This is a genomic window from Mesorhizobium waimense, assembly GCF_003601975.1.
In the GTDB taxonomy this organism is placed as follows: Bacteria; Pseudomonadota; Alphaproteobacteria; order Rhizobiales; family Rhizobiaceae; genus Mesorhizobium; species Mesorhizobium waimense.
Map to the genome: position 1 here is coordinate 1 of NZ_QZWZ01000205.1, position 519 is coordinate 519.

At 62.2% G+C, this 519-nt stretch carries 1 pseudogene; it reads left to right on the forward strand.

Going from position 1 to position 519, the window contains the following annotated elements:
• Window positions 1-519: pseudogene (locus D3227_RS40645) on the forward strand (OmpA family protein); the annotation flags it as partial.

Below are 519 nucleotides of genomic sequence, written 5' to 3' on the forward strand. Positions count from 1 at the left end.
AGGCGGAGCGCTGGCAGGCCTATGTGTCGCGACTGGGGACCCAGCCGGGCATCATCGTTGCCGAACAAAAGGTGCGCGATGGCCAATTCTATATTGTCGGCCTCAGAGACCCGCTTGCCGCCGACCCACAGGCTCTGCTGTCCGGAACGCAGGTCGATCCCGCCCGCGTTCATTCACAGTGGCAATTCTATCAGAGCCTTGAGCCGGAGTTCGTGCTGAAGCGGCTGATGGCGTCGCTGACCCCACCGAAATCGGTTCGGCTTTCGATCGTCGAGGATCGCATCGTTGCCGAGGGTGAGGCTCCCGATACCTGGATAGATCGGGCGCGCGCAGCCGCCCGACAGCTTTCGGCAGGCGGACCGGAATTCGATATCTCCAGGGTCCGTGATGTAAGCCCCGAAGAACGCGAGGCGGAGCGCTGGCAGGCCTATGTGTCGCGACTGGGGACCCAGCCGGGCATCATCGTTGCCGAACAAAAGGTGCGCGATGGCCAATTCTATATTGTCGGCCTCAGAGACC